This is a genomic window from Streptomyces sp. NPDC002785, assembly GCF_040295565.1.
Taxonomy (GTDB): Bacteria; Actinomycetota; Actinomycetes; order Streptomycetales; family Streptomycetaceae; genus Streptomyces.
The window spans coordinates 15,004-40,877 of sequence record NZ_JBEOVN010000048.1; the positions used below are offsets into that span (position 1 = coordinate 15,004).

Consider the following 25,874-nt stretch of genomic DNA (forward strand, 5'->3'; position numbering starts at 1 on the left):
TCGGATTCCCTGAGCCGGAGACTCAGGAGTCCTTGTTGATCATCGAGTCGATCTCCGCGTCGGCCGCCTTGGTGGCGTCCGCGACCGACTTGCCCTTGATGATGTCGAGCAGCATGACTTCGAGCGTTTCCTTCTTCTCGATCGCCGTCCAGCCCGGGGCGATCGGCGTGAACCAGGCATCCGGCACGGCGTTGGCGATGGCCGCGGTCTCCGGCTTGGCCTTCAGCGGCTCAAGCTGCTTGGTGTTGTTCGGGAGGATGTTCTTGGAGGCGAGCACCTCTTCGGACTTCTCGCTGGTGAACATCGAGATCCACTCCTCGCCAAGGTCCTGGATCTTGGACTTGGAGATGGTGGCCAGGTCGGAGCCGCCGATGAAGGAGGGGAGGGCCTTGCCGTTCGGGCCGGGCATACCAGTGGTGGCGATCTTGCCTTCCAGCTTCGGGTTGCCGTTCGCCTTGGAGTCGACGACGCTGCCGGCTTCCCAGCCGTTGCCGTAGAGAAGCGCGGTCTTCTCATTGGCCATGACGTTGGCGTGGTCCGCCTCGTCCTTGGTCTTGTCCCCGTGGTTGTACTTCTTGACCAGGTCGACGAAGTCGGTGATGCCCTTCTGGGCCTCGGGGGTGGAGAGGGTGGACTTCCACTCCTTCTTGCCCTCGTCGTACTTGGCTATCCGGCCGCCCTCGGCAGCGACGTAGGACATCGCGGCGTACCAGTACCGACCCGGCAGGTACAGCGGCGAGAACGCCTTGTCCTTGCCGTACTTCTCGCCGACCTTGCCGAGCGCGGCGGTCAGCTCGTCCTGCGTGGCGGGGAGGGTGTCCTTGCCGGTACCGGCCTTGAACATGTCCTTGTTGTAGATCGCTACGCGGGCGCCGGCGTAGTAGGGCACGCAGTACTGCTTGCCCTCGAAGGCGCAGGTGTCCTTCAGACCCTTGATCCAGGTGTCCGAGTTCTCGTACTTCTTCGGGTCGATCTCGCCAAGAGCCCCGTTGAGGATGTACGTCATGGTCTCGGTGTTGCCGAGCTCGACGACGTCCGGGAACTTGTCACCGGCCAGAGCGGCGTCGAGCTTCTTGGCCTTGTCCGCCCACGTCTGGTACTGGACATTGACCTTGACGTTCGGGTACTTCGCCTTGAACTGGCTGTTGACATCCTTGACCAGCTCGGGCCAGGTGCTCTGCGCGTCCGACATCAGCCAGACGGTGAGCGTCTCCTTACGGTCCTTCGGGTCCTTGGACGAAGTCTTGTCGTCATCCGAACCGCACGCCGCGATCGAAACCAACATGCCCGCGACGCCGATCGCCGCGATGAGCTTGCGCTTCACGCCACCCTCCTCAGGGATGCTGCAACCCCTGCCCACCGCGAAGACCGTCGACGAGTACTGCTGGGGCTGGAACCTGGTCTTTAATGGTTTAGACCAGCACCGGGAGCTTGGCCTAGACCTTTTGGGGTGTCAAGGGTGTATAAGAAGTGCACTCGCGTCCGTTATAGGACCGACACCTGAGGGAGGGCGACGAGCCGTGACCGGACCGTGCCACCATGTGAGCCGCGACAGACGGAGGAGCCGGTGACGGCAGCAACGCAGCAGTCGGGAAGGCGGGCCATGGGCACCGACGGGGGCAGTACGGAGAACGAGACGGGCGCGGCCACGCGGACGGCGCGCGTCCCGAAGTACTACCGGCTGAAGCGACATCTCCTCGACATGACGGACACCATGCCGCCGGGCACCCCCGTGCCACCGGAGCGGACCCTGGCCGCCGAGTTCGACACCTCGCGCACGACGGTGCGTCAGGCGCTCCAGGAGCTGGTCGTCGAGGGCCGGCTGGAGCGCATCCAGGGCAAGGGCACCTTCGTCGCCAAGCCGAAGGTCTCACAGGCCCTGCAACTCACCTCGTACACCGAGGACATGCGCGCCCAAGGACTTGAACCGACGTCCCAGTTGCTGGACATCGGCTATGTCACGGCGGACGACACGCTCGCCGGGCTGCTCGACATCACGACCGGTGGGCGAGTACTGCGGATCGAGCGGCTGCGGCTGGCCAGCGGGGAACCGATGGCGATCGAGACCACGCACCTCTCGGCCAAACGCTTTCCGGCGCTGCGTCGTTCACTGGTGAAGTACGCCTCGCTCTACACCGCCCTTGCCGAGGTGTACGACGTCCGGCTGGCCGAGGCCGAGGAGACCATCGAGACCTCGCTCGCCACCCCGCGCGAGGCCGGACTGCTCGGTACGGATGTGGGCCTGCCGATGCTGATGCTGTCCCGGCACTCGCTCGACGGGCGGGGCGAGCCGGTGGAGTGGGTGCGCTCGGTCTACCGGGGCGACCGGTATAAGTTCGTGGCGCGGCTGAAGCGGCCGACGGACTGAGTCCGGGTGCACCGGCCGACCGATTCCGGCCACCGCACCCTACGCACAACCGTCGCGGCCCCCGTGGAATCCACCACTCCACGGGGGCCGTTCGCATGCCTTGGTACGGACCAAGTGTCGTACGTTTGGCAGCACTCCGAACATGGGCACCCGCTCGCGGGACCGTTGCCGGACCGCAATGCGGACAGGGGGTGACGGTGACCGGAAACCTCCCCTAGATTTCCTGCGCACTACACCAGGTGATCAGCGAGGGGACGGAGTCGCCGCATGCCAGCAGGCCCAGAAGGAAAACCACCCACCGTCACACCCGTGCGGGTGGTCATCGCCCTCTGCCTCATCGCGCCGTTCGTGGCGATGCTCTGGGTGAGTTCGTATGCGAAGGTGGACCCCACCTTCATCGGTATTCCGTTCTTCTACTGGTACCAGATGCTCTGGGTGCTGGTCTCCACCACACTCACGATGATCGCGTACAAGCTGTGGCAGCGTGACCAGCGCGCCCGCAAGGGGGGTGCGTCGGCATGAAGGACGGCGTGAACGGCGTCGCGCTCGGTGTCTTCATCTTCTTCTTCCTGGCCGTCACGGTCATGGGCTTCCTGGCGGCACGCTGGCGGAAGGCCGAGAACGATGCCAGCCTCGACGAATGGGGCCTGGGCGGGCGGTCGTTCGGCACCTGGGTCACCTGGTTCCTGCTCGGCGGCGACCTGTACACCGCGTACACCTTCGTCGCCGTTCCCGCGGCGATCTACGCGGCGGGCGCGGCAGGATTCTTCGCGGTGCCGTACACCATCCTCGTGTACCCACTGATCTTCACCTTCCTGCCGCGGCTGTGGTCGGTCTCGCACAAGCACGGGTACGTGACCACCTCGGACTTCGTCCGCGGGCGCTTCGGCTCGAAGGGGCTCTCGCTGGCGGTCGCCGTCACGGGCGTCCTCGCCACGATGCCGTACATCGCGCTCCAACTCGTCGGCATCCAGGCGGTGCTGGACGTGATGGGTGTCGGCGGTGGCGAGAACACCCACTGGTTCGTCAAGGATCTGCCGCTGCTGATCGCGTTCGCGGTGCTCGCCGCGTACACCTACTCGTCCGGTCTGCGGGCGCCCGCGCTGATCGCGTTCGTCAAGGACGGACTGATCTACCTGGTCATCGTGGTGGCGATCATCTACATCCCGATCAAGCTCGGCGGCTTCGACGACATCTTCGCCAAGGCGAGCGAGGCGTTCTCGCAGACCAACCCGGCAACCGGCAAGCCGCGCGGCGCGCTCGCGCCGGGTGAGGCGGGCCAATGGGGTTACGCCACACTCGCGTTGGGTTCCGCGCTGGCACTCTTCATGTACCCGCACTCGATCACGGCGACGCTCTCCAGTCGCAGCCGCAATGTGATCCGGCGCAACACCACGATCCTGCCGCTGTACTCGCTGATGCTGGGCCTGCTGGCGCTGCTCGGCTTCATGGCGATCGCCGCCGGAGTCAAGGTGGACAACGGACAGCTGGCGATCCCGCAGCTGTTCGAGAACATGTTCCCCGACTGGTTCGCCGGGGTGGCGTTCGCCGCGATCGGCATCGGCGCGCTGGTGCCTGCCGCAATCATGTCGATCGCTGCGGCGAACCTCTTCACCCGGAACATCTACAAGGACTTCCTGAAGCCCGACGCGACCCCGGCCCAGGAGACGAAGGTCTCCAAGCTGGTGTCGCTGCTGGTGAAGGTCGGTGCGCTCGTCTTCGTCCTCACCATGGACAAGACGGTCGCGATCAACTTCCAGCTGCTCGGCGGAATCTGGATCCTCCAGACGATGCCGGCCCTGGTCGGCGGCCTGTTCACCCGGTGGTTCCACCGCTGGGCGCTGCTCGCGGGCTGGGCGGTCGGCATGGTGTACGGGACGGTGGCCGCGTACGGGGTCGCCAGCCCGACCCAGGCGCACTTCGGCGGGTCGTCCAAGGAGATCCCGGGCATCGGTGAGATCGGTTACATCGGTCTGACCGCGTTCGTGCTGAACGTGGTGGTGACGGTGGCGCTCACCTTCGTCCTGAACGCGGCGAAGGCACCCGCAGGAATCGACGAGACCTCCCCGGCCGACTACACGGCCGACGCGGGCGACCCGGGCGTCCGGGCGGAGCTCCCGCCGGCCACGGCGGGGGCACCGGGCGGCGGCCACTGACGACCGCTCCCACGGCCGGATGGCGGCCCGTCGAGCCCTTCTCACTGGGGCACGGCGGGCCGTTCGTCTGCTCCAAGAGGAGATCGCACGGCTTGTCCCGTCACCCGGGCGCATATTGCGTGACACAACATGTGGGGGCTGCCTCACCGGGCGGCCCCCACATGTATGCTCATGCTCGCTGTCGCCGCAGGGGAATCCGGTGCGAATCCGGAACTGTCCCGCAACGGTGTGTTCGGTGTGCTTTTGCGCACCTTCAAGTAAGTCCGAGGACCTGCCGACAGCGCATCCGGCTCGACCGAACCGGATGCCAGACGTCCGGGCCTCGCGGATGGGCCGGTGGACGCCGTAATGAGTGCTGCCCGACGCGGGCCCGCCTCTGCCCGGCTGCCCCGTTCTCCGCCGGCCCCGAGCCGAGCGAGGGAGAGCAGCTCGTGACCATCGCGCCAGCCGATCCGGCTTCAGTCGCCGTGTCCGAAGCGGCCGAGTCCGAGGGAACCGCACACGACGGACCGGGGACCGCACTTCTGCGGACCCTGACCGACCTCACCGTCGATCTGCCCGACACCGACCCCGGTCGCGTCGCCGCCGCCGCGCTGCGCGGCCGCAGCGCCCGGGCGGACGAGGCGGAGTTGCGCTCGCTGGCCACGGAGTCCGCCGCAGGACTGATCTCCGAGGACCCCGCCTACTCCCGGCTCGCGGCCAGGCTGCTGACCCGCACCATCGCGGACGAGGCGGCCGGTCAGGGCGCGGTGTCCTTCTCCGCCTCGGTCGCCGTCGGACACCGCGAGGGCCTGATCGCGGACCGTACCGCCGAGTTCGTCGCGCTGCACGCGGCCGCACTCGACGCGCTGGTGGAGCGTTCGCTCGCCGACGGCGCCGACGACCGCTTCGGTTACTTCGGGCTGCGGACCCTGCACAGCCGGTATCTGCTGCGCCACCCGCACACCCGCCAGGTCATCGAGACGCCGCAGCACTTCATGCTGCGCGTCGCGGCCGGGCTCGCCGAGGACGATTCGAAGCGCGCCCTGGACGAAGTCGCGGCGCTGTACGGGCTGATGAGCCGCCTCGACTACCTGCCGTCCTCGCCGACGCTGTTCAACTCCGGCACCCGGCACCCGCAGATGTCCTCCTGCTATCTGCTGGACTCCCCGCTCGACGAGCTCGACTCGATCTACGACCGCTACCACCAGGTGGCGCGGCTGTCGAAGCACGCGGGCGGCATCGGTCTCTCGTACTCCCGTGTCCGCGCCCGCGGTTCGCTGATCCGTGGCACCAACGGGCACTCCAACGGCATCGTGCCGTTCCTGAAGACGCTCGACGCCTCGGTCGCCGCCGTGAACCAGGGTGGCCGTCGCAAGGGCGCCGCCGCCGTCTACCTGGAGACCTGGCACGCGGACATCGAGGAATTCCTGGAGCTGCGCGACAACACGGGTGAGGACCAGCGTCGTACGCACAACCTCAACCTGGCGCACTGGATCCCGGACGAGTTCATGCGCCGGGTCGACGCGGACGGCGACTGGTCGCTGTTCTCGCCCGCCGACGTGCCCGAACTGGTCGACCTGTGGGGCGACGAGTTCGACGCCGCGTACCGGGCCGCCGAGGCCAAGGGGCTGGCCCGCAAGTCGATTCCGGCCCGTGAGCTGTACGGCCGGATGATGCGTACCCTCGCGCAGACCGGCCAGGGCTGGATGACGTTCAAGGACGCCTCCAACCGCACCGCGAACCAGACCGCCGAGCCGGGCCGCGTCGTCCACTCGTCGAACCTGTGCACCGAGATCCTCGAAGTCACCGACGACGGCGAGACGGCCGTCTGCAACCTCGGTTCGGTCAACCTCGGGGCGTTCGTGGCCGATGGCGAGATCGACTGGGAGCGGCTGGACTCCACCGTCCGTACCGCCGTGACCTTCCTCGACCGGGTCGTCGACATCAACTTCTACCCGACCGAGCAGGCCGGCCGGTCCAATGCGAAGTGGCGCCCCGTCGGCCTGGGCGCCATGGGTCTGCAGGACGTCTTCTTCCAGCTGCGCCTGCCGTTCGACTCCCCCGAGGCCCGCGCGCTCTCCACGAAGATCTCCGAGCGGATCATGCTCGCGGCGTACGAGGCGTCCTGCACGCTCGCCGAACGGTCCGGCCCGCTGCCCGCGTGGTCCGAGACGCGTGCCGCACGCGGTGTGCTGCACCCCGACCACTACGACACCGAGCTGAACTGGCCGGAGCGCTGGGACGCGCTGCGCGCCCGGGTCGCGAAGACCGGGATGCGCAACTCGCTGCTGCTCGCCATCGCACCGACGGCGACGATCGCCTCGATCGCGGGTGTGTACGAGTGCATCGAGCCGCAGGTCTCCAATCTCTTCAAGCGCGAGACGCTCAGCGGTGAGTTCCTCCAGGTCAACGCGTATCTGGTGGAGGAGCTGAAGCAACTCGGCGTGTGGGACGCGCGGACCCGTGAGGCGCTGCGCGAGGCGAGCGGTTCCGTGCAGGGCTTCGCCTGGATCCCGGAGGATGTGCGAGCGCTGTACCGCACGGCGTGGGAGATCCCGCAGCGCGGTCTGATCGACATGGCGGCGGCCCGTACGCCGTTCCTCGACCAGAGCCAGTCGCTGAACCTGTTCCTGGAGACGCCGACGATCGGCAAGCTCTCCTCGATGTACGCGTACGCCTGGAAGCAGGGGCTGAAGACGACGTACTACCTGCGCTCGCGCCCGGCGACCCGGATCGCCCGTGCGGCCTCCGGCCGGGCCGCGGCCACCGCCCCCATCCCCGCACAGCAGGCTTCGACGCCCGACGCCGACGCGATCGCCTGCTCCCTGGAAAACCCCGAGTCCTGCGAGGCCTGCCAGTGATGAGCTCCACCGACTCAGAGAAGAACCTGCTCGACCCGGGCTTCGAGCTGACCCTGCGGCCCATGCGCTACCCGGACTTCTACGAGCGCTACCGCGACGCGATCAAGAACACCTGGACGGTGGAGGAGGTCGACCTCCACTCCGACGTCGCCGACCTCGCCAAGCTCTCCCCCGGCGAGCAGCACATGATCGGCCGGCTCGTAGCGTTCTTCGCGACGGGCGACTCGATCGTCTCCAACAACCTCGTGCTGACGCTGTACAAGCACATCAACTCCCCCGAGGCGCGGCTGTATCTGTCGCGGCAGCTCTTCGAGGAGGCCGTGCATGTCCAGTTCTATCTGACGCTGCTGGACACCTATCTGCCCGATCCGGACGACCGTGCCGCCGCGTTCGACGCGGTCGAGGAGATTCCGTCCATCCGTGAGAAGGCACAGTTCTGCTTCAAGTGGATGGCCGCCCTGGATGGGGAGGGAGGGGTCGAGAAGATCGAGCGGCTTGAGTCGAAGGCCGACCGCCGCCGCTTTCTGCTGAACCTGATCTGCTTCGCGGCGTGCATCGAGGGGCTGTTCTTCTACGGCGCGTTCGCGTACGTCTACTGGTTCCGCTCGCGGGGTCTGCTGCACGGTCTCGCCACGGGCACCAACTGGGTGTTCCGCGACGAGACGATGCACATGAACTTCGCGTTCGAGGTTGTGGACACCGTCCGCGAGGAGGAGCCGGACCTCTTCGACGACGAGCTGCAGCAGCAGGTCATCGACATGCTGAAGGAGGCCGTCGACGCGGAGCTGCAGTTCGGCCGCGATCTGTGCGGCGATGGTCTGCCGGGCATGAACACGGAGTCGATGCGGCAGTACCTGGAGTGCGTGGCCGACCAGCGGCTCACCCGGCTGGGCTTCCCGACGGTCTACGGCTCCGAGAACCCGTTCTCGTTCATGGAGCTGCAGGGCGTGCAGGAGCTGACGAACTTCTTCGAGCGCCGGCCGTCCGCCTACCAGGTGGCGGTGGAGGGCTCGGTCGCCTTCGACGACGACTTCTAGATCCTGGCCCGGCTTCTGAGGCAGGGGCGCCGTGGTCCGGACGACGGGCGCGACGCACCCGACGGCGAAGACAGCCTGACGCGGCGCACGGAAGGGCCCCGTGCGCCGGTTCGGACGAACCGGCGCACGGGGCCCTCGTGTGTCAGATGCCGCAGTTCGGCGCCGACCAGAAGCGGCTGGGGCCCTGGTTGACGTGGACGTGGTCGCCGTGGTCCGGGTAGCCCGGGCCGAGGATCCCGTTGAAGCCGTGGTTGCGGGCCTCCTTGGCGAGGGTGCACAGGGTGTGCGGTCCGGCGCCGAGGTCGGCCGCGTCCCCGTACAGATGACGGCTGTTGGACGCGCCGCCGACCGCACTGTTGCAGGAGGTGGAGCGGAAGCCGCTGGTGATCCGGATCGACTGGTCACCGAGCGCGTGCCGCAGCGCCTCCAGCTTCCACATGGTGCTCAGGGCGTTGGCCTTCGCCGTGCCCGCCGCGACGGCACCACCCGCCCAGGTCGTATTGCACTGGTTGTGCTCGGCGTACGTGAAGTGGATCGGGGTGCAGTCGTCGTCCTGGAGTTCATAGATCTTGGCCTGGGTGGCCGGGCCCGCGATGCCGTCGGCGGCGAGGCCATAGGCGGCCTGGAAGCGCTTGACGGCGGCGGTGGTGGCCGGTCCGTAGGAGCCGTCGACGGCGAGCACGGAGTTGTAGCCGGGGTAGCCGGCCACCCGTATCTGGAGCTGGACGACGTCATTGCCGGTGGCGCCCGGGGACAGGGGGCGGGTCCAGGTGTAGCAGCCGTCGGCCTGTGCGGTGCCGGCGGTGACCACGGCCCCACCCAAGGCGAAAGCCATGGTCATGACAAGACCTAGCAGGACTCGTGCGGTACGTCTGAACATGAGGGGCTCCCAACCACGACGGAGACATGGTGAGAGAGCTTGTCGGACGAGTCGACGCGCGTCAACTACACATGGACAAAGACAGTTGACGATCCGCCGAGGGATGGAAACCGGCGGGCCCGGTCGCCCTCGCAAGGGAGAGCGGGCCCGCCCGGTGGCAACCGGATGCTCAGTCGTTCGGCACGATCTCGTAGCGCGGCGCGTTCTCCGCCATCTGCCGCAGCGCGTCCTTGCGGTCCCGCTTCGAGAGCCGGTCGATGTACAGGTATCCGTACAGGTGGTCCGTCTCGTGCTGGAGGCAGCGGGCGAAGTAGCCGTTGCCGCGGATCTTGACCGGGTTGCCCTTGGCGTCCTGTCCGCGGACCACCGCGTAGTCCGGGCGAGCCAGCGAGGCGTACGCCGTCGGGACGGAGAGGCAGCCCTCGTTGGAGTCGTCCAGGACCCGGTCCTCGGGCGCCAGCTCCTCCAGCACCGGGTTGCAGACGGCGCCCACGTGCCGCACGCCGTCGTCGTCCGGGCAGTCGTAAACGAAGACCTTCAGGTCGACGCCGATCTGGTTGGCGGCCAGGCCCACACCCTCCGCCGTCCGCTGGCTCGCGAACATGTCGTCGATCAGCCGGCCCAGCTCGTCGTCGAACTCGGTGACGTCCTTGCACTCCTTGTGCAGCACCGGGTTGCCCACGACCGTGATCGGACGGGAGGTGCCGCGCTCACGATGTGCCGCCTCGCGCGCCTCGCACTCCTCGGTGTCCACGACGAAACCTTCGTCGTCGACGCTGATCTGCTCGTCCGTCTCCTGCTGCGCCATGTCCGCCGTACGCCTTCCTCAAAACTGAACCCCGGACATCCGATGGACCGGGGCCCGGGCACCCGAGCACCGCGACCGGTGCGCGTACAGCCTACGGGTACGGGTCAGCAGACTTCTTCGAGATCCCGCCACTCACGGCTGTCCGGGCTGTCCGCCACCCAGCCGTCCAGCAGGCCGCGCACCAGCCCGGCCGGTGCCGCTATCCCGCACTCGCGCTCGGGCACCCACAGCTCACCGGCGGTGCGGTGCCCCAGCGGGCCCGGATGCCCCGGCTCGCTGTGGTCGTGCGGGTCCAGGTGCTCGCCGTCGCCCTCGTCGCTCTCCATCCGGCTCTCCGAGCAGGCCCGGCAGAGCAGTCGCACGGAGGACGACCAGTCCTCGGCGGCGAACCCGGCGTCGGACGCCAGCTGCTCCAGGTCGTCCCGGTCCGCCTCGGTCGCCGCTTCGAGCAGCACGACCCAGGTGGGTACGGGGGACGGCGCCCACAGCTCGATCTCGTCGAAGACGGGGTACGAGGGTCCGGCCGCGGTGACCCGCTCTCCGTGCGGCACGCCGTCGTGCAGGACGACTTCGCCCCAGCGGCGGCCGGACGACGGCAGCGGGATGGAGAGCACTTCCATCCTGGCCGGATCGAGCCTGCGGCCCCAGACGACCTCGGCCTCGCCCTCCGGCGACAGCCGTACCGCGGCACTGCCCAGCTCCATCCCGACCGGCTCGCTGTTGGCCGCCGAGGTGTGCTGGCCCGCGCCCGGCACCTTGAGGCCGTACGCCTGCCAGGCGCGGCGCGCCAGGGGCCAGTCCTGCAGTGCGGTGGCGGCGATCCCGACGTTCCACCAGTCGGGAGCGCCGGATTCCTTGTCGAGCAGCGCGACGGCCCTCAGGCCGGCTGCTCTCGCCTGTTCCCAGTCATGCCGGAATTTGTGCAGCAGCGCCAGGTTGAACCACGACTCGGAGAGCCAGGGTTCCAGGTCCGCCGCACGTGTCAGCAGTGCGCCCGCGTCCTCATACCGGCCGTCGCCGATCAGCGTGAACGCGCGGTCCGTGGCCTGCCGCCAAGAGGCCGAGGGCCGATGCCGTACCTTCCCGAAGATCCTCACGATTCCCGCCTGTCCCGACTGGACACCCTCGTTTTCCGCTCTTCTTCGCATCCAACCATGCCGGGCCGGACGCCCGCTCATTACCCATGGGTTACCCGGGCAGGACGGGGGTCGGACCGCCCCGGGCCAGGACCCGGGCCAGTGATTCCACGACCTCGGGCTGATAGTCGTGACCGGTACCGAGCCTGAGTTGTTCCAGCGCACCCAGCGGCCCGATGAGACTTTCCCCGCAGAGGTCGTCGTATGCATTGACGGCCCTGACGATCCTGGCGGACAACGGCTGCTCGCGATAGGGGTCGGCCTGCCGTTCCACGACGACGGCGACTTCGGTGTCCACCCCGGTCTGCCGGACCACGGCCCCGCCGAGCAGCGCGATGCGCCGCTGCTCGGCGGCGGACAGGGTGGCCGTCGCCCCGTCGGGGACCGGGTCGACGAGGGAGAGCTGGCCGATGTCGTGCATCAGGGCCGCGTACTCCAGCACGGTCAGCTCGCTCCCGGAGAGCCCCAGCTCACGTCCGACGGCCGTGCAGAGCACCGCGACCCTGCGGGCGTGCCCGTGCGGTGTGTATCCGGCGATCTCGGTGGACCGGGCGAGCGAGGTGATCGTCTGCCGGTAGGTGGTGCGCACGGCGACGAACCGGCGGAACGAGACCTGGGTCAGCAGCAGCGGTACGCACAGGACGGGCAGCGCCCACAGCCCGGCGACGGCGACCCCGAGGGCCATCACGACCCCGGTCGCGCAGACCGCCGACCCGATGCCGACCAGGGCGCGCAGCTCGTCGCGGAGCAGCGGCCCGTACCGCATGGGGGTACCTCCCCTGCTCTTGAAGTCATGGGGGACGGTGTGCGAGCGGAGCAGCAGGGCGGCGAGCACGGCGTCGCACAGGGCGGTCAGGGCAAGGAACAGGAGCATGAAGAGCACGTAGTAGGGGCCTTCGCCGAACCAGTGCGCGGCGCGGCCGGAGTTGTACAGCGGCTGGAGGCACACGGCGGCGAAGGTGACGGTCAGGATGCGGCGGGCCACCCGGTCGGGCGCGGGTCCGCTGCCGCGCGCCACATGGGGCACACAGGCGACGAGCTGTGCCGCGACGAGTACGGCGATCACCTGGAGGACGCCGTGGGTGGTCGGCGCGCCGCCGCTGCGGCCGAGGAGGGCGTACGCGAGTGCTCCTGCGGCGCCGAGCGGCGCGGGCTCGCGCTCGCCGGGCAGCGCGCCCCAGCGGGCCAGTTCGCCGACGGTGATGAGCACCCCGAAGGCGAGGGCGTGTCCGGGTTCGTGGACGCCGTCCCAGAGGGTGTGGCCGAGTCCGGCGACGGCGAGCACCGCAGCTGCGCCGCGGACGGCGAGGACCGCGGGAGGCAACCGCGTCCTGACCCGGGTCATCGGCGACGGTCCGCGGATGACTGCGGACCGGGGGTGACATGATCAAGCCCGTCCGGCGACAGAGGACGAACCAGCCCCCTGACGGCCCCGGCACCCCCGCCCGCCTCCCCCTCCCTCCGCGGCCGCGGAATCACCTCGTCCGCCGTCACCACCGTCGTGGCCGCCGACCACCCGTGCCGGTCCACCGCCCGCAGCAGCGCCCGCACCATCTGCGGATCGAACTGCGTACCCGCACACCGCTTCAGCTCCTCCAGCGCCGCGGGCACCGGTCTCCCCCGCCGGTACGACCGGGTCGACGTCATCGCGTCGAAGGCGTCCGCCACCGCGACGACCCGTGCGAACTCGGGGATCTCCCGTCCGCTGAGCCCGTACGGGTAGCCGCTGCCGTCGAGACGTTCGTGGTGATGCAGGATCGCGGCCCGTGCCTCGCCGAGGAAGCCGATGCCGCGCACGATCTCGTGCCCGTACTCCGGATGCAGTTCGATCACCCGCCGCTCCTGAGGGGTGAGCGGTCCGTCCTTGCGGAGCACCCGGGTGGGGACGCCGAGCTTGCCGACGTCGTGCAGGATGCCGGCGAACCGGAGGACCTCCAACCGGCCCTGGTCCATGCCCAGTTCGCGGGCGATGAGGACGCAGGCCTGCCCGACCCGTTCGCTGTGACCGCGGGTGTACGTGTCCTTGATGTCGACGGCCTGCACCAGTGCCCTGATGGTGGCGCGGTGGGCGGCGTGCTCGCGGTGGTACTGGGCGAAGACCCAGCAGGAGATGTACATCGGCAGCAGGACGATGAGCGCGGACAGCGGCCCGTACGGACCGCGCCACAGGACGGCCATCATCAGCCCGGCGAGTCCGTGCACCAGATGCGGTCCCAGCGAGCGGGGCAGCAGTCCGCTCCAGGCACGCCGGACGGGCAGCCGTTCGGCCGCGACCAGGATGGAGCCGTCCAGAGCTGTCAGGACGAGGCTGAAGGCCAGGGCGGCGGCACAGGCGGGCAACAGGGCGTACGGGAGGTCGGGGAGCCGGTCGGGGCTGGTACCGGTGCCGCCGAGCGTGGCGGCGCCGCCGAGCAGACCGTGTACGGACGAGGCCGCCCAGACGGTGACGGCGAGCTGCGCGGCCCGCCAGACACGCCGTGCGGTGGCGGGCGGGGTCTCCACCCTGCCGACGAGCGACCCGGGGATCGCGACCAGGGCGGCCGCGGCGGGCGGCAGCAGAAAGGCGGCGGCAAGCAGCAGCGGAAAGAACGATCCGGCGCTGATCGGCAACGAGCTGCCGAAGAAGGGGCAGCGCCCGGGGAGTTCACAGGCCAGATAGAGCCCGGTGAGCAGTCCGACGGTCGCCCACGGGGTCCCGGCGCCCGCTCCCAGCGCGGGGAGCACACACAACAGGGCGCCGACCGCAGCCGTCAGAATGTACGCGCGCGCCGCCCCGCGTGTGGCTCTCACCCGCCCCGCCCGCCCCCCAACATGGTCAATGAAGGCGCCAGGCTAGCGAGTTGAGTGTCCTGTCGAGCGTCCATGAGCCCGATTAGCACATTCGGGTGATGTGCGCGGGACGCGGGACGCGGGCGACACGGGGGCGCGGCTACGAGTGACGGCCGCCGGGCTTCACTCCTTGGCGGCGGTCGGCTGACCGGTCTCCGGCGCCGTCACGTCCTGCTCGGGCACCGCCTGCCCCGAGCGGATCAGATCGATCCGGCCCAACACCTTGGAGCGCAGATCGGTCGGCACGTCGTCCTGGCCGCAGCAGCGCTTCACCAGCTTCTTCACGGCCTGTTCCAGGCCGTATTTCTCCAGGCACGGGGAGCACTCCTCGAAGTGCACCTCGAACTTGGTGCAGTCGCTGTCGGGCATCTCGTGGTCGAGAAACTCGTAGAGATGATCGAGGACCTCTGAGCAGTCCGTCTCGTGCGGCTCTCCGCAGCTCATGAGCCCGAGCCTTTCCGATCGTCCGACTCTCCGGCACCGGCCGGGACGAGCCCGCGCTCACGGGCGTAGTCCTCCAGCATGCCGCGCAGTTGGCGGCGGCCCCGGTGCAGTCGGGACATCACCGTACCGATGGGAGTCCCCATGATGTCCGCGATCTCCTTGTAGGCAAAGCCCTCCACATCGGCGAGGTACACCGCGATGCGGAACTCTTCGGGAATCGCCTGCAGAGCGGACTTCACATCCGAGTCGGGCAGGTGGTCGAGAGCCTGCGACTCCGCGGAGCGCAGACCGGTCGACATGTGCGACTCGGCGCGCGCCAGCTGCCAGTCCTCGATCTCCTCGGCGGCGCTGCGCTGGGGCTCGCGCTGCTTCTTGCGGTACGAGTTGATGAACGTGTTGGTGAGGATGCGGTACATCCACGCCTTGAGGTTGGTGCCCTCACGGAACTGGTGGAAGGAGCCGTACGCCTTGGCATACGTCTCCTGGACCAGGTCCTCGGCGTCTGCGGGGTTGCGCGTCATGCGCAGCGCGGCCGAGTACATCTGGTCGAGGAAACCGAGAGCGTCCCGCTCGAAGCGCGCATTGCGCTCGGCGGTCGTCTCCTGTGCGCGGCCGTCGTCGGTCCCTGTGTCGGTCCCAGTGACCGGACCCACCTCCTCCAACGCTGTGGCGGAGCCGAAGCCGGACCCGCTCGAATCGGAGAATAGTCGACCTTGCTTCGAGACGGGCTGTCGATCCGATCCGCTCAGTGCCCGCTCGGGAGTGGTCTTGGCCGCATGCAGAACCGTCCACTCCAGGTCAGCGGCGTTCGAGCGGCGCGGGCAGATGGTCGAACCCATGCGACGGACTCCCTCTCCACATACGACATACGACGTTGATGTACCGATGTCACCGACAACAGTGACCCCTCGCTCAACATTCCCGCCGGGTGCCTCCCAACTGCTGCCGTGAGTGTGACCGGCTCCACCCGCAGCGGGGCGTACGTCATACGAGGGTGGACAGCCACGCGATCACGGCGGCGGTGAGGACCCCCATCGCCTCGTCCTCGGTCAGGCCGGACTTCTTCGGCACGGCGAACCCGTGGTCGGCGTACGGCACCTCGGCGATCTTGTACTCCCCCGGAGGGAATTCGGCGGGCCGCCCGAACGGGTCATTGCCGCCCTGTACGACGAGCGTGGGTACGCCGGACCCGAGGAGCTCGTCCTTGCGGGACTTCTCCGGCTTTCCGATGGGGTCTCCCCTGCTCGAACGGAGTTGAGAGCTTGGGGATGGGTGCAGCGGAAAGCTGAGCGCGAGGACGGCGTGCGCACCGAGCTCCGTCGCCGTACGGCAGGCCACCCGTGCCCCGGCGCTGCGCCCTCCCGCGACGACGGGCAGCCCCGCGGCGGTGAGCGCGGGCCACAGGCCCCGCCATCCGGTGTCCAGGGTCTTCGGGGCGGGCGCGAGCTTCTTTCCGGCGACCCGCCACGGCTGCTCGACCAGGGCGAGGGTCACCCCGTGGGCGGGCAGCGCGGCGGCCAGGGCGCGGAGGTCACGGGTCTCGATGCCGCCGCCCGCGCCATGGCTGACGGCGAGCACCAGACGGGCGTTCTTCGCGGGCAGCCAGGTGATCCTGGCCGGGCCGGCGTCCGTGTCGACCGTCTCGGTCCTGCGGCCTGTCTCTGCGGTACTCACGCACCCCATCCTGCCCGGTCGGAACGGGGTCAGAACAGCGTGCTCGCTTCCGGCGCGGTCAGCTCCTCCAGCAGCTCGGGACCGTTGTTGCGGACGTTGCTGACGGCCGTGGCCACCGGATAGGCCCGCATCAGCCCGCCCGGCGGCGGCGCGAGCAGCCCCTTCAGCTCCTCGACGTCGGTGCGCGACGGGTCGAGCCAGGCGTCCCACCGGTCCGGGGTCAGCATCAGCGGCATCCGGGGGTGGATGTCGGCGAGCGCGGCCGGGCCCTCGGCGGGGGCGACGGCGAGCGGGGTGGTCTCCGCCTCGGTCGTGATCACCGAGCAGGTCACCCACCAGGCCATCGGGTGGTCGTCCGGCAGGGTCCGGTCGCGCCAGAACTCGTACAGTCCGGCCATCGCGAAGACCGATCCGTCGGCGGGTGTCACAAAGTAGGGCTGCTTGCGCGGCCGCTTCTTCTTCCCTTCTTCCTCCAGCTGCCGCTCATCCGCACCGGTGACCCACTCGTAGTAGCCGTCGGCGGGCAGGATGCAGCGCCGGGAGACGAAGGGGCGACGGAAGGACGGCTTCTCGTGGACGGTCTCCGCACGGGCGTTGATCATGCGTGCGGCACCCTCGGGGGATTTCGCCCAGGACGGTACGAGTCCCCATTTCAGAGCGCGCAACTGGCGAACCGGACGCTGATCGTCTGCGTCTTTCACAGGACGTTCCAGTACGGCGTAGACCTCCTTGGTCGGCGCCACGTTCCAATCGGGCGCCAAGGTCTTTGCCGGTTCCCACTTCTCGACCTGGAAGAGTCCGGTCAGATCCTCGGGCCGCCGACTCGCTGCATACCGTCCGCACATAAGTGCCAGACTGCCACGACCGTCACGACGACAAGACGCCGATACCGCAAGGAGCCGCCCACGCCATGGACAGCACCGATCTGGGCAATCTGTGGGACCGCGTCTTCGGCACCCAGCCCGCGCCCGAGCAGTGGCTGGTGGTGGTGACGGGAACGCTCGCACTGATCGCCGTCGTACCGAACCTGATATGGCGGCTGAGCCGCAACGCGATCACCATCGCGCACGAGGGTGGGCACGGGCTGATCGCACTGCTCACCGGACGGCAGCTGGCCGGCATCCGGCTGCACTCGGACACCAGCGGGCTGACGGTCAGCCGCGGCAAGCCGACCGGTATCGGAATGATCCTGACCGCGGCTGCGGGCTACACCGCTCCGCCGCTGCTGGGCCTGGGCGGGGCATGGCTGCTGGTCGACGGCAGGATCACGTTGCTGCTGTGGCTGGCCACCGCCCTGCTCGCGGTGATGCTGGTGATGATCCGCAATGTGTACGGGGCACTGGCCGTGATCTTCACCGGGTCGGCCTTCCTGCTGGTGTCCTGGCTCGCTTCGGCCGCCGTGCAGTCGCTGTTCGCGTACACCGTGGTCTGGTTCCTGCTGCTCGGCGGCGTACGCCCGGCCTTCGAGCTCCAGTCGAAGCGGCGGCACGGCGGTGCGCCGGACTCGGACGCGGACCAGCTGTCGCGGCTGACGGATGTGCCGGCCGCGCTCTGGCTGTTCCTCTTCCACGCGGTGTCGCTCTGCTCACTGATCGGCGGCGGGCGCTGGCTGCTCGGCATGTGAGGGCCGGTACGGGGAGGGCCGGTACGGGTGAGAGCCGGTACGGGTGAGAGCCGGTACCGCCCGGAGACGCCTCCACGCTTGCATTACGCCCCGGTTTCGGCCCATATGATCGAGATTCGGGTTTGCGGTGAGCCACTGAGGCCGACCCGCATATGGGGGTGGGAGAAGGAGCGGCGCCGGGTGCATGCAGCCGCAAGGTGGAGGATTGAGTCGACGTGAAGGGGCCCCTCCCATACCTTTCGGGCTATGGGGGAGTTGGTGATTGACGACAACGCCGCAGATGTGCGTGACCGGCCCCACGACGCCGCCCCTCATGTGCCGGCCGGTCTAAAGTGAGATCCATGACCGAAAGTTCCGTGCACCCCGCCCTCTGGCCTGCCCCCCATGCGACCGGAGCGGTCGACGCGACCGTCACCGTGCCCGGATCGAAATCGGTCACCAATCGCGCCCTCGTCCTCGCCGCTCTCGCCGCCGAGCCCGGCTGGCTGCGCCGCCCGCTGCGCTCCCGCGACACCCTGCTGATGGCCGAGGCACTGCGCGCGATGGGTGTCGGCATCGAGGAAGGCGTCGGCCCGAACGGCTCCGGCGAGGCCTGGCGGGTCATCCCGGCCGGGCTGCACGGCCCCACCACGATCGATGTCGGCAATGCCGGCACGGTCATGCGCTTCCTGCCGCCGGTCGCGGCCCTCGCCGACGGCCCGATCCGCTTCGACGGCGACCCCCGTTCGTATGAACGCCCGCTGAACGGCTTGATCGACGCGTTGCGGGTGCTGGGCGCCCGGATCGACGACGACGGGCGCAGCTCGCTGCCGATGACTGTGCACGGCGGCGGTGCGCTGGACGGCGGACCGGTGTCGATCGACGCCTCCTCGTCCTCCCAGTTCGTCTCGGCGCTGCTGCTGTCGGCGCCGCGCTACAACCAGGGGGTGGAGGTACGCCACACCGGCGCGAGGCTCCCCTCCATGCCGCACATCCGGATGACCGTCGACATGCTGCGGGCCGTCGGCGCCCAGGTCGACGAGCCGGAGACGGGCGGCGAGCCGAACGTCTGGCGGGTCTCCCCCTCCGCTCTGCTCGGCCGCGATCTGACCGTCGAGCCCGACCTGTCCAACGCCCAGCCGTTCCTCGCCGCCGCGCTGGTCACCGGCGGCCGGGTCACCATCCCCGACTGGCCCGAGCGCACCACCCAGCCCGGTGACGCCCTGCGGGAGATCTTCACCGCGATGGGCGGCAGCTGCGAGCTGACCGAGCGCGGCCTCACCTTCACCGGTTCGGGCCGTATCCACGGCATCGACGTCGACCTCGGCGAGGTCGGCGAGCTCACCCCGGGCATCGCGGCGGTCGCGGCCCTCGCCGACGGCCCGTCCACTCTGAGCGGTGTCGCCCATCTGCGGCTGCACGAGACGGACCGGCTGGCCGCACTCACCAAGGAGATCAACGATCTCGGCGGCGATGTCACCGAGACCGCCGACGGGCTGCGCATCCGGCCCCGACCGCTGCACGGCGGTACCTTCCATACGTACGACGACCACCGGATGGCAACCGCGGGGTCGATCATCGGCCTTGCCGTCCCCGGAGTGGAGATCGAGAACGTGGCGACAACCGCCAAGACCTTGCCCGACTTCCCGCAGATGTGGACCGGAATGCTCGGGGCCTGAGACATGCGCCGCTACGGCAAGAACCCCGACGAGGACGACATCCGGTTCCGCCCCAACCCGAAGGGCAACCGGCCTCGTACGCATACCCGCCCGAAGCACGAGGACGCCGAGGAGGGCATGGTCCTCACCGTCGACCGCGGCCGCCTCACCTGTCTCGTCGACGGCCGTACGGTCGTGGCGATGAAGGCCCGTGAGCTGGGCCGGAAGGCCGCCGTGGTGGGTGACACCGTCTCCATCGTCGGTGATCTGTCCGGCGACAAGGACACTCTCGCCCGCATCGTCCGCATCGGTGAGCGCCGCTCGGTGCTGCGCCGGACCGCGGACGACGACGATCCGTACGAGCGGGTGGTCGTCGCCAACGCGGACCAGCTGGCGATCGTCACCGCACTGGCCGACCCGGAGCCCCGCCCGCGGATGATCGACCGCTGTCTTGTCGCCGCGTACGACGGCGGGCTCTCCCCGCTCCTGGTGCTGACCAAGTCCGATCTGGCCTCCCCGGACAAGCTGCTGGAGGCGTACACCCCACTGGGCGTCCCGTTCGTCGTCACCAGTCGCGAGGAGCTGGAGAGCGGCGACGCGGCGGAGCGGGTCCGCGAGCAGCTGAACGACCGGGTCACCGCCTTCGTCGGGCACTCCGGTGTCGGGAAGACGACGCTGGTCAACGCACTCGTGCCGAAGGACCGGCGGCGTACCACCGGGGTCGTCAACGCGGTCACCGGCCGTGGCCGGCACACCACCACATCGGCGCTGGCGCTCCCCCTGCCCGACTATCGCGGCTGGGTGATCGACACCCCCGGTGTGCGCTCCTTCGGGCTCAACCACATCGACCCGTCCCGGGTGATCCACGCGTTCCCGGACCTGGAGCCCGCCGCCGAGAACTGCCCGCGCGGCTGCACCCACGACAGCCATGAACCGGAATGCGCCCTGGACGCCTGGGTGGCGGACGGCCACGCAGATCCGGCGCGGCTGGAATCGCTGCGGCGGCTGATGTCCACCCGGGAGCGACGTGAAGGCGACTGACCCGCGCACGTTTGCGATCTGCTGACGCCGGTAAATGCATAATCACGCCCAGCGAGGCATGGCGGTCACCGATGTGGGAGGGCACTGACGATGGCGTGGCTGCTGGTCGTGGTCGCAGGACTTCTGGAGACCGGCTTCGCGGTCTGTCTGAAGCTCTCGCACGGTTTCACCCGGCTCTGGCCGACGATCGCGTTCTGCATCTTTGCCCTCGGCAGCTTCGGTCTGCTGACACTGTCGCTGAGGAAACTCGACGTGGGGCCCGCCTACGCCGTGTGGACGGGCATCGGCGCGGTGGGTACCGCGATCTACGGCATGGTCTTCCTCGACGACGTGGTCTCCACCCTCAAGCTGGTCTCGATCTCCCTGGTGATCGTCGGAGTGATCGGGCTGCAGCTCTCGGGCTCGTCCCACTGATCGCGCGTCGCACTCACATCTCGGCAACCGTTCGCGGGAAGTAGCACACGGCGGCGTGACCGGCGCCCGCGTCGGACGCGGCGGATCCGGTGAGTCCGGGTTCAGCCGCCGTGCAGCGCTCCTCGGCCGGCGGGCAGCGCGAAGCGAAGACGCATCCGTTCGGCAGCCGGCCCGGCGCGGGCGGTGCGCCGACTCAAGGCTGGACCGGCGTTCACCCGGTCGGCCGCCACTCCACCACCTCGCGCACCAGCGGTGCCGTCTCCCCCTCCGCCCCCGAAGGAGCCGGCACCAGCGCGTAGCTCAGTGCGAGCCGCAGCGCGATCTCGCAGGTCGCGGCAAGTACCTCCGGGTCGTGCGGTGGCCGTCCCTCGTCGAGGGCAGCCACCGCTCGCGCTCCGACCTGGCCGAGCAGCTCGGCGGGCGTCGGCGTCCCGGCATCGGCGCGCCGCTGGGCGGGCACGAGCGACGCAGTCGCCGCGGGGCGTACGGGACGCGGTAAGCGCTCGCCCCAGCAGCCCGTGAGCAACCCCCTGACCAGGGCGTTCGCTCGGACTGCGCGGACGGTCCAGGCAGCGACGGCCGCCAGCCTGTCCCCCGTACCGCCTGGTGATCCCAGCGCCCGTTCGACGCCGGCCAGATAGGTGTCGGCGGCGTTCCGGACCAGGGCGCGGGCCAGGCCGTCCTTGCTGCCGAACTCGTTGTAGAGGGTCTGCCGGGAGACCCCGGCGGCGGACGCCACATCGACCATGCGCACCGCCGACCAGGGCAGGGTGGCCTGCGCCGAGAGGGCGGCGTCCAGCAATGCGTCTCGCGCTGTGGGCATCGTCGCCTCCCGCGCCAAGGGCTCTGCGTCCCAGAGTTGACGCGCTCCCGGGGACTGTCAATGGTTCGAGCGGCCGCGGGGTCCTGTAGCCCTGTTCACCTGCGGTCGATACTGTGACGACATGCCCGATTACCACGATGATCTGCGCCTCGCCCATGTGCTGGCGGACGCCGCCGACGCGGCGACGATGGACCGGTTCAAGGCTCTGGACCTCAAGGTCGAGACCAAGCCGGACATGACGCCGGTGAGCGAGGCCGACAAGGCCGCCGAGGAACTGATCCGCGGGCACCTCCATCGGGCGCGCCCGCGCGATGCGATTCTGGGCGAGGAGTACGGGATCGAGGGCACCGGCCCTCGGCGCTGGGTCGTCGACCCGATCGACGGCACCAAGAACTACGTACGCGGTGTGCCGGTCTGGGCGACGCTGATCTCCCTGATGGAAGCCGGTGAGGAGGGGTTCCAGCCGGTGGTCGGTGTGGTCTCGGCCCCCGCGCTGAACCGGCGCTGGTGGGCGGCGAAGGGTGCGGGTGCTTTCTCCGGCCGCAGCCTGACCTCCGCCACCCGGCTGCAGGTGTCGAAGGTGGAGCGGATCTCGGACGCCTCGTTCGCGTACGCGTCGCTGAGCGGCTGGGAGGAGCAGGGGCGGCTCGACGGGTTCATGGATCTGACCCGGGCCTGCTGGCGCACTCGCGGGTACGGGGATTTCTGGCCGTACATGATGGTCGCCGAGGGATCGGTCGACATCTGCGCGGAGCCGGAGCTCTCGCTCTGGGACATGGCCGCGAACGCGATCATCGTCCAGGAGGCGGGCGGGAAGTTCACCAGCCTGGACGGGGTGTCCGGCCCCGGCGGCGGCAACGCGGCGGCCTCGAACGGGCTGCTCCACCACGAACTGCTGGGCTATCTGAACCAGCGCTACTGATCCGGATCACGCCCCCCGAGGGACGGCGCGCACCACCGCGCGCCCCTCGGACGATCTCGTTCCCCCTTGTCCCGGTGCCGCATCGATGCAACTCTGAGAGTCCCCCCAGCTTGTGAACTTGTGAATCGACTCACACGGTCGCTTCACGAAGGAGGTGGCTCCTTTCATGCTCGTCCGTGACGCCATGAGCACGCTGGTCCTCACCATCGGACCCGCCCATACGCTCCGCGATGCCGCCCGGCTGATGTCGGTCCGGCATGTGGGAGCCGCAGTCGTCCTCGACCGGGACACCAGCGGGCTCGGCATTCTCACCGAGCGCGACATCCTCAACGCGGTCGGCTCGGGACGGAATCCCGATGTCGAGACCGCCTCCGCCCACACCACCACCGATGTGGTCTTCGCCGCGCCCACCTGGACCCTGGAAGAGGCCGCGGAGGCCATGACGCACGGCGGCTTCCGCCATCTGATCGTGCTGGACGACCATGGGCCCGTCGGCATCGTCTCGGTCCGCGACATCTTGCGCTGCTGGGCGCCCACCAGGCGCCGCCACCGCGCGGAACTCGTCGGCTGAGCCCCATGAACGACCGGTGGGCCGGTCCCCTCCGAAGCGGGGCCCGGCCCACCGCCGACGGCAGGCGTCCTTGTCAGCCGCGCAGTACCTGGACCGCGGCCTCCAGACGCTTGCCGAAGTCGCCGTCCGCCTGGCGGAAGTTGTTGATCGCGCGCTCGGCGATGTCATCGCGCGACACCTTGGCGATGAACCCGGCGAGGTTGTCGATCAGCCGGGCCTTCTCGTCCTCGGAGAAGAGCCGGTAGAGGTTCCCGGCCTGTACGAAGTCGTTGTCCTCGGCGTGGCTGGGGGCCTCGTGCGTACCGATCTCGCCCGTGACCGAGGTCGGCCCCCACAGCGGCCGGTCCGTCTGCACCGGACCGCCGAAGCTGTTCGGCTCGTAGTTCTTCGCACCCTTGTGGCGGCCGTCGTACAGGTAGCCGTCGCGGCTGTTGGTACGCGCCTCGGTGGCGTGCGGGCGGTTCACCGGCAGGTGGTCGGCGTTGATGCCGACGCGGTAGCGGTGGGCGTCGCCGTACGCGAAGAGACGGCCCTGGAGCATCTTGTCGGGGGACGGACCGATGCCCGGCACGAAGTGCGCGGGGCTGAAGATCGACTGCTCGGTCTCCGCGAAGATGTTTTCCGGGTTGCGGTTGAGCTCCAGCCTCCCGATCTCGATCGGCGGGTAGTCCGCGTGCGGCCATACCTTGGTGAGGTCGAACGGGTTGAAGCGGTATGTGGCCGCCTCGGCCGCCGGCATGATCTGGACCTGCACCGTCCAGGATGGGAAATCGCCGCGCTCGATCGCCTCGCGCAGATCGCGCTGATGGCTGTCCGGGTCCTCACCGGCGAGCTTGTTGGCCTCGGCCTGGGTGAGGTTCTTGATGCCCTGGTCGGTCTTGAAGTGGTACTTGACCCAGAAGACCTCGCCGGCCTCGTTGTTCCACTGGTACGTGTGCGAGCCGTACCCGTTCATGTGACGCAGCGTGGCAGGGATGCCGCGGTCGCCGAAGAGCCAGGTCACCTGGTGGGTGGACTCGGGCGACAGACCCCAGAAGTCCCAGACGTTGTCCGCCTCCTGCGAGCCGGTGTACGGGTCGCGCTTCTGGGTGTGGATGAAGTCCGGGAACTTGATGGCGTCCTTGATGAAGAACACCGGGGTGTTGTTGCCGACGAGGTCGTAGTTGCCCTCTTCGGTGTAGAACTTCAGCGCGAAGCCGCGGGGGTCGCGCACCGCGTCGGCCGAGCCCAGGTTGCCCGCGACGGTCGAGAAGCGGAGGAACGTCTCGGTCTGCTTGCCGACCTCGGAGAGGAACTTCGCCCGGGTCCACTGCGAGACGTCGCGGGTCAGCGTGAACGTGCCGTACGCACCGGCGCCGCGGGCGTGCACGATGCGCTCCGGGATGCGCTCGCGGTTGAAGTGCGCGAGCTTCTCCAGCAGCGACTGGTCCTGCACCAGGACCGGACCACCGACGCCTGCGGTCTGACTGTTCTGGTTGTCGGCGACCGGCGCGCCGGCCTCTGTGGTGAGCGGTCCCTGCATCACGTGCGCCTCCTGCGTCGTTCCTGCACATTCGTCATGTCCTGCACAGCCTGCCCCCTTGGCGTATGCCGGTCCCGATCCTACAATGGACTTAGTCCAAGTCAAGTGAACATCCAAAGTCACACTCGTTCGGGACCCGGTCCCTCCACTGTTAGGCTTGTTCTCATGAGTGACCTGTTGGAACGACTTCGCGGACGCGGCTGGCGCATGACTGCGCAGCGGCGCGTCGTGGCCGAGGTCCTCGACGGGGACCATGTGCACCTGACGGCTGACGAGGTCCATGCCCTGGCCGTCGCCAAGCTGCCCGAGATCTCCCGCGCCACCGTCTACAACACCCTGGGCGAGATGGTGACGCTCGGCGAGGTCATCGAGGTCTCCACGGATCGCCGGGCCAAGCGGTACGACCCGAACGCACACCGCCCCCACCACCACCTCGTCTGCGCGAACTGCGGCACCATCCGCGACGTACACCCCGCGGGCGACCCGCTGGCGGATCTGCCGAGCGACGAGCGGTTCGGTTTCACGGTCTCCAATGTCGAGGTGACCTACCGCGGCATCTGCCCGAACTGCGCCGCGACGGCCTGAGTCCTGCCGCGGAAGGCCCCTGCGGTTCACGGTCCCCACGGATCTCGAAGTCCATCGCATCCGACGGGTAGCCATACCGTCGGCGGCGATCACGTCCGCCCCGTAGGCGGCCGACTGTCTCGGCCATCCGATCTTCGACTCCCGGGCGCTGTCCCAGTACGACGTGGTGCTCGTCGGAATCGCGTGTGTGGCGGTCCTCGGTGTCGTCTTCTCCGAATTGGTGCGGATCGCCGGGCGGTTGCTCACACCATGGGCCCCGCGCGACCGCGGCCGCAGCCAGTCCTGAACAGCTCCCTACGTTCGATGCGGATGGGCTGGGAGATACGGCCGATGAACCGGCTGCAGAAGGCATACGCCGATTCGGGCGTCTCGAAGGGCACCCCGGTGCCGGAAGCGAAGGCCGTCGACCGGGCGATGTACCCGGAGGCGGTGGGCCACAAGCTCTGACTCGCGCGCACGGGCATGCGCAGAAGGCCGGATCCTCCAAAGGATCCGGCCTTCTGCGTTCAGTAGCGGGGACAGGATTTGAACCTGCGACCTCTGGGTTATGAGCCCAGCGA

The 25,874-nt window shown here is 69.0% G+C and carries 25 protein-coding genes, 1 pseudogene and 1 riboswitch; of the genes and pseudogenes, 14 read left to right on the forward strand and 12 right to left on the reverse strand.

What is annotated here, in order from left to right:
- Window positions 1–22: 22 nt before the first annotated feature.
- Complete coding sequence (locus tag ABTZ94_RS14545) at window positions 23–1,324, reverse strand: sugar ABC transporter substrate-binding protein (RefSeq protein WP_351200977.1); 1,302 nt, start codon at window positions 1,322–1,324, stop codon at window positions 23–25.
- 279 nt (window positions 1,325–1,603) lie between these two features.
- Between ABTZ94_RS14545 and ABTZ94_RS14550 the strand changes: the two genes are divergently transcribed.
- From ABTZ94_RS14550 to ABTZ94_RS14570, 5 genes are all read left to right on the forward strand, one after another.
- A complete protein-coding gene (locus tag ABTZ94_RS14550) occupies window positions 1,604–2,368 on the forward strand; it encodes a GntR family transcriptional regulator (RefSeq protein ID WP_351201025.1) in 765 nt (254 codons plus the stop codon).
- Window positions 2,369–2,635: 267 nt separating this feature from the next.
- The gene (locus ABTZ94_RS14555) at window positions 2,636–2,890 is read left to right on the forward strand and encodes a DUF3311 domain-containing protein (protein WP_351200979.1); all 255 of its coding nucleotides are present in this window, start codon (window positions 2,636–2,638) and stop codon (window positions 2,888–2,890) included.
- Complete coding sequence (mctP, locus tag ABTZ94_RS14560) at window positions 2,887–4,524, forward strand: monocarboxylate uptake permease MctP (RefSeq protein ID WP_351200981.1); 1,638 nt, start codon at window positions 2,887–2,889, stop codon at window positions 4,522–4,524. The genes ABTZ94_RS14555 and mctP overlap by 4 nt, the downstream gene beginning before the upstream one ends.
- Before the next feature lie 165 nt (window positions 4,525–4,689).
- A riboswitch (cobalamin riboswitch) is annotated at window positions 4,690–4,817 on the forward strand.
- A gap of 138 nt (window positions 4,818–4,955) precedes the next feature.
- Complete coding sequence (locus ABTZ94_RS14565) at window positions 4,956–7,367, forward strand: ribonucleoside-diphosphate reductase subunit alpha (RefSeq protein WP_351200983.1); 2,412 nt, start codon at window positions 4,956–4,958, stop codon at window positions 7,365–7,367.
- Window positions 7,367–8,404 (forward strand): ribonucleotide-diphosphate reductase subunit beta, encoded by a 1,038-nt coding sequence (locus ABTZ94_RS14570; RefSeq protein ID WP_351200985.1) that lies wholly within the window; start codon window positions 7,367–7,369, stop codon window positions 8,402–8,404. The genes ABTZ94_RS14565 and ABTZ94_RS14570 overlap by 1 nt, the downstream gene beginning before the upstream one ends.
- Window positions 8,405–8,546: 142 nt before the next feature.
- On the opposite strand, the gene ABTZ94_RS14575 is transcribed toward ABTZ94_RS14570, so the two are convergent.
- From ABTZ94_RS14575 to ABTZ94_RS14615, 9 genes are all read right to left on the reverse strand, one after another.
- Window positions 8,547–9,284 (reverse strand): D-Ala-D-Ala carboxypeptidase family metallohydrolase, encoded by a 738-nt coding sequence (locus ABTZ94_RS14575; RefSeq protein ID WP_351200987.1) that lies wholly within the window; start codon window positions 9,282–9,284, stop codon window positions 8,547–8,549.
- A gap of 169 nt (window positions 9,285–9,453) precedes the next feature.
- Complete coding sequence (gene def, locus ABTZ94_RS14580; RefSeq protein WP_351200989.1) at window positions 9,454–10,092, reverse strand: peptide deformylase; 639 nt, start codon at window positions 10,090–10,092, stop codon at window positions 9,454–9,456.
- Between the two features lie 104 nt (window positions 10,093–10,196).
- Window positions 10,197–11,189, reverse strand: a complete 993-nt coding sequence (locus ABTZ94_RS14585; RefSeq protein ID WP_351200991.1) for a tetratricopeptide repeat protein — start codon at window positions 11,187–11,189, stop codon at window positions 10,197–10,199.
- Window positions 11,190–11,280: 91 nt separating this feature from the next.
- Window positions 11,281–12,573, reverse strand: a complete 1,293-nt coding sequence (locus tag ABTZ94_RS14590; protein ID WP_351200993.1) for an HD-GYP domain-containing protein — start codon at window positions 12,571–12,573, stop codon at window positions 11,281–11,283.
- Window positions 12,570–14,018 carry an HD-GYP domain-containing protein gene (locus ABTZ94_RS14595; protein ID WP_351200995.1) on the reverse strand — a complete coding sequence of 483 codons (1,449 nt, stop codon included), beginning with the start codon at window positions 14,016–14,018 and terminating at the stop codon, window positions 12,570–12,572. Before ABTZ94_RS14595 ends, ABTZ94_RS14590 begins: the two co-directional genes overlap by 4 nt.
- Window positions 14,019–14,180: 162 nt before the next feature.
- Entirely contained in the window at window positions 14,181–14,501 is a 321-nt protein-coding gene (gene rsrA / locus ABTZ94_RS14600) for a mycothiol system anti-sigma-R factor (protein WP_351200997.1), read from the reverse strand.
- Window positions 14,498–15,154 (reverse strand): sigma-70 family RNA polymerase sigma factor, encoded by a 657-nt coding sequence (locus tag ABTZ94_RS14605; protein ID WP_189273941.1) that lies wholly within the window; start codon window positions 15,152–15,154, stop codon window positions 14,498–14,500. The genes rsrA and ABTZ94_RS14605 overlap by 4 nt, the downstream gene beginning before the upstream one ends.
- 331 nt (window positions 15,155–15,485) lie before the next feature.
- Window positions 15,486–16,184, reverse strand: a complete 699-nt coding sequence (locus tag ABTZ94_RS14610; protein ID WP_351200999.1) for an alpha/beta hydrolase family protein — start codon at window positions 16,182–16,184, stop codon at window positions 15,486–15,488.
- A 20-nt stretch (window positions 16,185–16,204) separates the two neighbouring features.
- On the reverse strand, window positions 16,205–17,020 hold the full coding sequence (locus ABTZ94_RS14615) for an SOS response-associated peptidase (protein ID WP_351201001.1): 816 nt from the start codon (window positions 17,018–17,020) through the stop codon (window positions 16,205–16,207).
- A 65-nt stretch (window positions 17,021–17,085) separates the two neighbouring features.
- Between ABTZ94_RS14615 and ABTZ94_RS14620 the strand changes: the two genes are divergently transcribed.
- The 4 genes from ABTZ94_RS14620 (at window position 17,086) to ABTZ94_RS14635 (ending at window position 20,891) form a co-directional block, all read left to right on the forward strand.
- Entirely contained in the window at window positions 17,086–17,799 is a 714-nt protein-coding gene (locus tag ABTZ94_RS14620; RefSeq protein WP_351201003.1) for a M50 family metallopeptidase, read from the forward strand.
- A gap of 341 nt (window positions 17,800–18,140) precedes the next feature.
- On the forward strand, window positions 18,141–19,457 hold the full coding sequence (aroA, locus tag ABTZ94_RS14625) for a 3-phosphoshikimate 1-carboxyvinyltransferase (RefSeq protein WP_351201005.1): 1,317 nt from the start codon (window positions 18,141–18,143) through the stop codon (window positions 19,455–19,457).
- 3 nt (window positions 19,458–19,460) lie between these two features.
- Window positions 19,461–20,477 (forward strand): ribosome small subunit-dependent GTPase A, encoded by a 1,017-nt coding sequence (rsgA, locus tag ABTZ94_RS14630; protein WP_351201007.1) that lies wholly within the window; start codon window positions 19,461–19,463, stop codon window positions 20,475–20,477.
- A 90-nt stretch (window positions 20,478–20,567) separates the two neighbouring features.
- Complete coding sequence (locus ABTZ94_RS14635) at window positions 20,568–20,891, forward strand: DMT family transporter (protein ID WP_351201009.1); 324 nt, start codon at window positions 20,568–20,570, stop codon at window positions 20,889–20,891.
- A gap of 211 nt (window positions 20,892–21,102) precedes the next feature.
- Here the strand turns inward: ABTZ94_RS14635 and ABTZ94_RS14640 are convergent, their stop codons facing one another.
- A complete protein-coding gene (locus tag ABTZ94_RS14640; RefSeq protein WP_351201011.1) occupies window positions 21,103–21,714 on the reverse strand; it encodes a TetR/AcrR family transcriptional regulator in 612 nt (203 codons plus the stop codon).
- Window positions 21,715–21,835: 121 nt separating this feature from the next.
- Between ABTZ94_RS14640 and hisN the strand changes: the two genes are divergently transcribed.
- A complete protein-coding gene (gene hisN, locus ABTZ94_RS14645; RefSeq protein WP_351201013.1) occupies window positions 21,836–22,636 on the forward strand; it encodes a histidinol-phosphatase in 801 nt (266 codons plus the stop codon).
- Window positions 22,637–22,802: 166 nt separating this feature from the next.
- A complete protein-coding gene (locus tag ABTZ94_RS14650) occupies window positions 22,803–23,207 on the forward strand; it encodes a CBS domain-containing protein (protein ID WP_351201015.1) in 405 nt (134 codons plus the stop codon).
- A gap of 73 nt (window positions 23,208–23,280) precedes the next feature.
- Here the strand turns inward: ABTZ94_RS14650 and ABTZ94_RS14655 are convergent, their stop codons facing one another.
- The gene (locus ABTZ94_RS14655) at window positions 23,281–24,729 is read right to left on the reverse strand and encodes a catalase (RefSeq protein ID WP_351201027.1); all 1,449 of its coding nucleotides are present in this window, start codon (window positions 24,727–24,729) and stop codon (window positions 23,281–23,283) included.
- A 165-nt stretch (window positions 24,730–24,894) separates the two neighbouring features.
- Here ABTZ94_RS14655 and ABTZ94_RS14660 point away from each other — a divergent pair, with 165 nt between their 5' ends.
- From ABTZ94_RS14660 to ABTZ94_RS14670, 3 genes and pseudogenes are all read left to right on the forward strand, one after another.
- On the forward strand, window positions 24,895–25,314 hold the full coding sequence (locus tag ABTZ94_RS14660; RefSeq protein ID WP_351201017.1) for a Fur family transcriptional regulator: 420 nt from the start codon (window positions 24,895–24,897) through the stop codon (window positions 25,312–25,314).
- Between the two features lie 106 nt (window positions 25,315–25,420).
- A pseudogene (locus ABTZ94_RS14665) lies at window positions 25,421–25,600 on the forward strand (ABC transporter permease); the annotation flags it as partial.
- Between the two features lie 23 nt (window positions 25,601–25,623).
- Window positions 25,624–25,761 (forward strand): hypothetical protein, encoded by a 138-nt coding sequence (locus tag ABTZ94_RS14670; RefSeq protein ID WP_351201019.1) that lies wholly within the window; start codon window positions 25,624–25,626, stop codon window positions 25,759–25,761.
- Window positions 25,762–25,874 lie beyond the last annotated feature (113 nt).

What these genes read in the sequence shown, in the direction of transcription:
- ABTZ94_RS14550 (WP_351201025.1), top strand. Translation starts at nt 1,604, where the DNA reads ATGGGCACCGACGGGGGCAGTACGGAGAACGAGACGGGCGCGGCCACG.
- ABTZ94_RS14555 (WP_351200979.1), top strand. Translation starts at nt 2,636, where the DNA reads ATGCCAGCAGGCCCAGAAGGAAAACCACCCACCGTCACACCCGTGCGG.
- mctP (WP_351200981.1), top strand. Translation starts at nt 2,887, where the DNA reads ATGAAGGACGGCGTGAACGGCGTCGCGCTCGGTGTCTTCATCTTCTTC.
- ABTZ94_RS14570 (WP_351200985.1), top strand. Translation starts at nt 7,367, where the DNA reads ATGAGCTCCACCGACTCAGAGAAGAACCTGCTCGACCCGGGCTTCGAG.
- ABTZ94_RS14575 (WP_351200987.1), bottom strand. Translation starts at nt 9,284, where the DNA reads ATGTTCAGACGTACCGCACGAGTCCTGCTAGGTCTTGTCATGACCATG.
- def (WP_351200989.1), bottom strand. Translation starts at nt 10,092, where the DNA reads ATGGCGCAGCAGGAGACGGACGAGCAGATCAGCGTCGACGACGAAGGT.
- ABTZ94_RS14590 (WP_351200993.1), bottom strand. Translation starts at nt 12,573, where the DNA reads ATGACCCGGGTCAGGACGCGGTTGCCTCCCGCGGTCCTCGCCGTCCGC.
- rsrA (WP_351200997.1), bottom strand. Translation starts at nt 14,501, where the DNA reads ATGAGCTGCGGAGAGCCGCACGAGACGGACTGCTCAGAGGTCCTCGAT.
- ABTZ94_RS14610 (WP_351200999.1), bottom strand. Translation starts at nt 16,184, where the DNA reads ATGGGGTGCGTGAGTACCGCAGAGACAGGCCGCAGGACCGAGACGGTC.
- ABTZ94_RS14615 (WP_351201001.1), bottom strand. Translation starts at nt 17,020, where the DNA reads ATGTGCGGACGGTATGCAGCGAGTCGGCGGCCCGAGGATCTGACCGGA.
- ABTZ94_RS14620 (WP_351201003.1), top strand. Translation starts at nt 17,086, where the DNA reads ATGGACAGCACCGATCTGGGCAATCTGTGGGACCGCGTCTTCGGCACC.
- aroA (WP_351201005.1), top strand. Translation starts at nt 18,141, where the DNA reads ATGACCGAAAGTTCCGTGCACCCCGCCCTCTGGCCTGCCCCCCATGCG.
- rsgA (WP_351201007.1), top strand. Translation starts at nt 19,461, where the DNA reads ATGCGCCGCTACGGCAAGAACCCCGACGAGGACGACATCCGGTTCCGC.
- ABTZ94_RS14635 (WP_351201009.1), top strand. Translation starts at nt 20,568, where the DNA reads ATGGCGTGGCTGCTGGTCGTGGTCGCAGGACTTCTGGAGACCGGCTTC.
- ABTZ94_RS14640 (WP_351201011.1), bottom strand. Translation starts at nt 21,714, where the DNA reads ATGCCCACAGCGCGAGACGCATTGCTGGACGCCGCCCTCTCGGCGCAG.
- hisN (WP_351201013.1), top strand. Translation starts at nt 21,836, where the DNA reads ATGCCCGATTACCACGATGATCTGCGCCTCGCCCATGTGCTGGCGGAC.
- ABTZ94_RS14650 (WP_351201015.1), top strand. Translation starts at nt 22,803, where the DNA reads ATGCTCGTCCGTGACGCCATGAGCACGCTGGTCCTCACCATCGGACCC.
- ABTZ94_RS14655 (WP_351201027.1), bottom strand. Translation starts at nt 24,729, where the DNA reads ATGCAGGGACCGCTCACCACAGAGGCCGGCGCGCCGGTCGCCGACAAC.
- ABTZ94_RS14660 (WP_351201017.1), top strand. Translation starts at nt 24,895, where the DNA reads ATGAGTGACCTGTTGGAACGACTTCGCGGACGCGGCTGGCGCATGACT.
- ABTZ94_RS14670 (WP_351201019.1), top strand. Translation starts at nt 25,624, where the DNA reads ATGGGCTGGGAGATACGGCCGATGAACCGGCTGCAGAAGGCATACGCC.